Here is a 6,083-nt window from a genome sequence, read left to right as displayed (position 1 = left end):
AATAATTACTTTTTAAAATTCCATAATGAACGGAATCAATAAATATACCATTATAAAATTCATTTTCTTTAAAATGGGCTTCTTTCACAAAACCATTTTTTTCTAATACTCGGGCAGAACCTATATTTTCGGGATCAATAACTGCATCAATGGAATGAAAATTTTGAACCGTAAAAGCATATTCAAGCATCGTATTTATCGCTTCTGTTACATAACCTTTTCCTTCAAATTCAGGAAGAACCATGTAACCAATTTCAGTTCGATGATTTTCAGGTTGAGTACGATAAAAACCCATAAAACCTATAAATTTTCCTGTTTCTTTTTCTTCAACAGCCCAGTTAATATCGGTATTCTCTGTTATTTTTTGATTCATAAAATGAATCATTGCAAGCGCTTGTTCTTCATTCTCTAAAATAGGTCGAGGAATATATTTCATTCGTTCTTTGTCACTTCGCAATCGAAACACTTCTGGTGCATCAGAATCCATTAATTGTCGAAAATGCAAACGTGCTGAATTTAAAACAGGAAATGGATTAAAATTTATAGTTAACATATATACTTACTTTTTATTTAAGAAAGCTGAAATTGCTTTATCTTGAAATTTACTAAAAAAAACGAGCATTGAAATTGCTCCAACAGTAGCTAACAACATATCCGATTGAGTATCCCAGATATACCCTTGAGTTCCCAAAAATGCATCACCTCCTTCTCCTGTACAAATAGAGACCCACCACTCTATCCATTCATAAGCAGCACTAATGGCTAGACAAATGGAAACTATGATAAAGTTAAAATAACTTTTATTGGAAATAACTTCTTTTCGAATAAACAATTCCCTTACTATCATAGCTGGTACAAATCCTTGAAAAAAATGGCCTACTTTATCATAATTATTTCTGGTTTGATGAAAGGTCTCTTTAATCCAATCAAACAGTGGTACTTCGGCATACGTATAATGTCCTCCAAGAAACAAAACATAACAATGTAATACTATAAAGAAATAAGTAAAACTTGTAAATTGGAATTTTTTATATGTTAATAGTAAAATGACCCCTCCAATTAATGCTGGAATAACTTCTAAAAACCAAGTAAAATACTCTTTTGGTTGTATACCTGAAAGTACCAATCCTATTAAAAATAAAACTATATATAAATTGTTCCTTTTTTTCATTTTTTACTTAATTATTTAAAAAACACATCATTACCATATCGTAGTATCATAATACAAACCACTACTAAAAATACTTTCCTAATAAATTGATTTCCTCTTAAGATAGCCATTTTAGTTCCTAAAATACTACCCGAAACATTGGCAACTGCCATAATTAGAGCTATTTCAATTATGTAATTTCCTTGAGAAATAAACACATAAAGCGCTGACACATTGGTGACGCAATTAATTACTTTTGCATAAGCTGATGCCTCTAAAAATTCAAAACCTAATAACGCAACAAAGCCTAATACTAAAAAACTTCCTGTTCCTGGACCTAAAAAACCATCATAAAAACCTATGCATATACCAAGTAAAAAGCCATAGAAATATCTTTTTGAAGATGATAGATTTTTTGAAGAAAAAGTACCAAAGTCTTTTTTAAAATAAGTATAAATAGCTATACCTATCAACATAAAAAAGATGAAAGGTTTCAAAAAATTTACATCTATTATACTTACTAACTTAGCTCCAATAAAAGAAGCAATAAATGAGCTTATAGCTGTGATTAAAAGTAATTTCCAATTAAATTTAATTCGTTTTGCATATTGAACTGCTGCTATACTAGTACCAGATAAACCAGCTATTTTATTGGTTCCAAAAACCGTTGGAACAGAGGCTTCTGGATATGCAATCATTAAAGCGGGAAATTGAATTAAACCACCACCACCAACAACGGCATCAATAAAACCAGCTAATAAAGACAATAGACCTAATGTTATCAGTACTATTGGGTCATGTTGCGCAAAAAGTTCAATAAAACTCATTACTTTTTATTTTTTGCTAACTTACTTTGAATAAAAGCATTCAACAAAGAAATAACTATTCCTAGAGGCAAAACTTCAACATAAGTCATTGCTATAACTCCAAATGGAGATTGATATACTTTTTTCATCCATTTGACTTCTTCGGTAACTTTAACTATTTCTTCTGGCTTCGCATTTTTAATCATTATATCTCCATAGCGTTCCATGAAGTCAGGAAAAAAATTATAGTAAATAACAAGCCAAACAGCAACATAAATAGTTGAAATTAATAGAGACATTAAAAAACCTGCTTTACATGCTTTTCCAAAAGTTATTTGATTGTTATTTTGTTTTCTAATTTGGTTAACACCATAAATCATTGTCCCGAAAGCTAAAACCATACTAGAAAAACCAAGTAACATACTGGGTTGTTCTTCAGGATTTTGTTTCATTAAATAAGTAACCCAACACATAAAAGCAGAAACTATTATCCCTCCTATATATCCAAATTTTAAAATCATTTTATTCATATTTTTATACAATATAATATTAACTTCCAGGAATCAGCATTTTTACTGGTAAATTGTAATAAATCGAAACTGATTTATTATCTTTTCTAGCAGGACAAAAAAAGGTATTTCTCTGTATACTTTGAAAAGCTTTATATACCATTAAATCATAATGCAAACTACCTGTTGATCTTGAAAAATTCACAAAATCTAATTTTCCTTCTTTATCGATAATAAAAGTAATCATTACCGATAAATTTAAAGTTTCCTCTAAATACAAATCAGAAATATACTCACTTAGTACATTTGAAAATTGAGTTCTAATAAAGTTTTCAAAACAATTTTTCTCTTCTAAGTTTGTTAAACCTTTGTCTTTACAATTTTGATGAGTTGGATATAACAATTCTCCATTCTCCGAATAACGTTCACAAACTTCTTTAGGTAAAGCATCTACTGCATCAGGACTTTGAATTCTGTCAATGCTAACTTTTAAATACTTATTTCTCTTTAAATATAATTGATTCAAAAATTGGTTGTCAGCATTAAATACATCTTGAATGTGAGCTATAATCTTTTTATCCTTGTTATAATCTAATCCATTAATTAAATTACTTCTTAATGCTTCCATTTCAGTACAAATTCCTTTTAATGCTTGATAATATTCGCTATTCAAATAATTAGAACATGTAATAATAGTATCCTTTTTGACTTCATAAATAGAATTTTTCAGCATCAAATCTTTAATTTCCTGAATTATCGTATTGTAATTCGTCCAATTATTTTTTTGTTGTTCCCTTTTTAAGAGTGAACCTAATTCATTTGAATTTTGTGCAACAGTGCAAAAAGAAAATAATAAAAATAAAACGTATTTTTTCATAAATATTAAATGTCTTTCCAAATGTAACAAAAAAAACCTAGCTCGCATTGCTGCTCGCTAGGTTTTCAAACTAAAAACTAATCAAACTATTTATCAAATAAACTTTTCTATTTTATCCTTGATTTCTAAAAACCAATTGATTATCAAAACAATCTAAGATGATAAAACTATCCGTTTTAATGGTTCCTGCCAAAATTTCTTTTGACAATTGATTTAATACTTCACGTTGAATCACACGTTTCACTGGTCGAGCTCCAAACTCAGGATCATAGCCTTTACGTGCTAAATAATCCAATGCTTCAGGGGTAGCTTCCATCGTTATATGTTGTTGATCCAGCATTTTGATAACACTGTTTAGCTGTAATCCTACAATTTGTTTGATGTTATCATTTGTCAATGGAGTAAACATCACAACCTCGTCAATTCGATTTAAAAATTCTGGTCGAACAGTTTGTTTCAATACCCCTAAGACTTCCACTTTTGCTGCCTCTGTTGCTGCTTCAATACCTCCTTTTATATTTTCAAATTTTTCTTGAATAATATGGCTTCCCATGTTAGAAGTCATAATAATAATTGTATTTTTAAAGTCGGCTAAGCGGCCTTTATTATCGGTTAAACGTCCTTCATCTAATACTTGCAACAAAATATTGAATGTGTCAGGATGCGCTTTCTCAATTTCATCTAACAATACTACTGAATAAGGTCTTCTTCTGACTGCTTCGGTTAGTTGTCCTCCTTCATCATATCCTACATAACCTGGAGGTGCACCTACTAAACGACTTACACTATGACGTTCCTGATATTCACTCATATCTATTCGAGTAATGGCATTTTCATCATCAAATAAATATTCAGCAAGTGCTTTAGCTAATTCTGTTTTTCCCACACCTGTTGTCCCTAAGAATAAAAACGAACCAATTGGTTTTTTAGCATCTTGTAAACCTGCTCTACTTCTACGTACGGCATCTGAAATTGCCTCAATTGCCTCTTCTTGTCCAACTACCCGTTTATGCAATTCATCTTCTAATTTTAGTAGCTTTTCACGCTCACTTTGCAACATCTTGGTAACAGGAATACCTGTCCATTTTGCTACTACTTCAGCAATATCATCATGCGTAACTTCCTCTTTTATGAGTGACTCACCTTTTTGATTTTCTTGCAATTGCAATTGCAATACATCTAATTTTTCTTGTGCTTCTTTGATTTTACCATAACGAATTTCAGCTACTTTTCCATAATCCCCTTCACGCTCAGCACGTTCTGCTTCCAATTTAAAATCTTCAATTTGTTGTTTTACATTTTGAATACCTTCTACTACATCTTTTTCAGATTTCCATTTAGTAAAAATTTCATTTCGCTCTTCTTTCAAATTAGCTAAATCAAGATTCAATGCTTTCAATTTCAATTCATCATTTTCTCTTTTAATAGCTTCAATTTCAATTTCTAACTGCATGATTTTACGATCTAGAACATCTAATTCCTCTGGTTTAGAATTAATTTCCATACGTAATTTAGATGCTGCTTCATCCATTAAATCGATAGCCTTATCTGGTAAAAAACGATTGGTAATATAACGTTGAGATAACTCAACTGCTGCAATGATTGCATCATCTTTAATACGAACTTTATGATGTGTTTCATATTTCTCTTTAATTCCACGAAGAATTGAAATAGCACTTTCAGTATCTGGTTCCTCAACCATCACCTTTTGAAAACGACGTTCTAAGGCTTTATCTTTTTCAAAATATTTTTGATATTCGTCTAAAGTTGTTGCCCCAATGGCTCTCAATTCACCACGGGCTAATGCGGGCTTTAAAATATTTGCCGCATCCATTGCACCCTCTCCTCCTCCAGCTCCTACCAGAGTATGAATTTCATCAATGAATAAAACAATTTCACCTTCAGCAGCAGTCACTTCTTTCACTACCGACTTTAAACGCTCTTCAAATTCCCCTTTATATTTGGCACCCGCTATTAACGCTCCCATATCTAAAGAATAAACCACTTTATCTTTTAGGTTTTCTGGTACGTCTCCATCTACAATTCGGTGAGCTAATCCCTCTGCAATAGCTGTTTTACCTACACCAGGTTCACCAATAAGCATTGGATTATTTTTACTTCTTCGAGTAAGAATTTGCAACACTCTTCTAATCTCTTCATCTCTTCCAATTACTGGATCCAGCTTACCTGTACGGGCTAATTCATTTAAATTTTTAGCATACTTATTTAACGAATTATAAGTTTCTTCGGCAGAAGAAGAAGTTACACGTTCCCCTTTTCTAATTTCTTTAATAGCACTTTCTAACCCATTTTCAGTTACCCCTTGATCTTTTAGGATTTGAGCGACTTTACTTTTTGATTTAAAAATGGCTAATACAAGATGTTCAATTGAAACAAACTCATCGTTCATTTTTTTGGCAATTATCTCTGCTTCATTTAAAGTAGAACCTGCATCACGTGATAACATAATATCACCCCCTGAAACTTTTGGAAAACTCTCTAAAGTACTCTCCAATACCTTTTTAAAAATAGTCACATTTACATTTACTTTTTTCAATATAAATGGTATCACATTCTCATCAACCTCTAAAATTCCTTTAAAAATATGTTCATTTTCAAGTTGTTGATGTCCGAAGCTTTGTGCAATTTGTTGTGCTTGTTGTAAAGCTTCTTGCGATTTAATAGTTAAGTTTTTGAAATTCATATAACGATTTTATTTTAATCTTAATTTAATATTTTTT

Annotated in this window: 6 protein-coding genes; all 6 read right to left on the bottom strand. The window is 30.9% G+C overall.

The annotated features are described in order from the left end of the window. Window positions 1–553, bottom strand: a 553-nt coding sequence (locus QZ824_RS10365; protein ID WP_291275944.1) for a GNAT family N-acetyltransferase, incomplete at its 3' end; no start/stop codon positions are given. 6 nt (window positions 554–559) lie between these two features. Beyond that, on the bottom strand, window positions 560–1,171 hold the full coding sequence (locus QZ824_RS10360; RefSeq protein ID WP_291275943.1) for a DUF2238 domain-containing protein: 612 nt from the start codon (window positions 1,169–1,171) through the stop codon (window positions 560–562). Window positions 1,172–1,182: 11 nt separating this feature from the next. After that, on the bottom strand, window positions 1,183–1,977 hold the full coding sequence (locus QZ824_RS10355) for a TSUP family transporter (protein ID WP_291275942.1): 795 nt from the start codon (window positions 1,975–1,977) through the stop codon (window positions 1,183–1,185). Further along, window positions 1,977–2,486 (bottom strand): DUF4199 domain-containing protein, encoded by a 510-nt coding sequence (locus QZ824_RS10350; RefSeq protein ID WP_291275941.1) that lies wholly within the window; start codon window positions 2,484–2,486, stop codon window positions 1,977–1,979. The genes QZ824_RS10355 and QZ824_RS10350 overlap by 1 nt, the downstream gene beginning before the upstream one ends. 19 nt (window positions 2,487–2,505) lie before the next feature. Continuing rightward, window positions 2,506–3,342, bottom strand: coding sequence for a hypothetical protein (locus QZ824_RS10345; protein WP_291275940.1), 837 nt, complete (start codon window positions 3,340–3,342; stop codon window positions 2,506–2,508). Between the two features lie 112 nt (window positions 3,343–3,454). Beyond that, a complete protein-coding gene (clpB, locus tag QZ824_RS10340) occupies window positions 3,455–6,046 on the bottom strand; it encodes an ATP-dependent chaperone ClpB (protein WP_291275939.1) in 2,592 nt (863 codons plus the stop codon). Window positions 6,047–6,083 lie beyond the last annotated feature (37 nt).

The sequence above is a fragment of the Flavobacterium sp. genome, assembly GCF_021151785.1.
In the GTDB taxonomy this organism is placed as follows: Bacteria; Bacteroidota; Bacteroidia; order Flavobacteriales; family Flavobacteriaceae; genus Flavobacterium.
The sequence above is the reverse complement of the archived record's forward strand: the minus strand, read 5'-3'. Positions and strand labels throughout refer to the sequence as shown.

Coding starts and splice junctions, on each gene's coding strand:
- QZ824_RS10360 (WP_291275943.1), bottom strand. CDS start 1,171: ATGAAAAAAAGGAACAATTTATATATAGTTTTATTTTTAATAGGATTG.
- QZ824_RS10345 (WP_291275940.1), bottom strand. CDS start 3,342: ATGAAAAAATACGTTTTATTTTTATTATTTTCTTTTTGCACTGTTGCA.
- QZ824_RS10355 (WP_291275942.1), bottom strand. CDS start 1,977: ATGAGTTTTATTGAACTTTTTGCGCAACATGACCCAATAGTACTGATA.
- QZ824_RS10350 (WP_291275941.1), bottom strand. CDS start 2,486: ATGAATAAAATGATTTTAAAATTTGGATATATAGGAGGGATAATAGTT.
- clpB (WP_291275939.1), bottom strand. CDS start 6,046: ATGAATTTCAAAAACTTAACTATTAAATCGCAAGAAGCTTTACAACAA.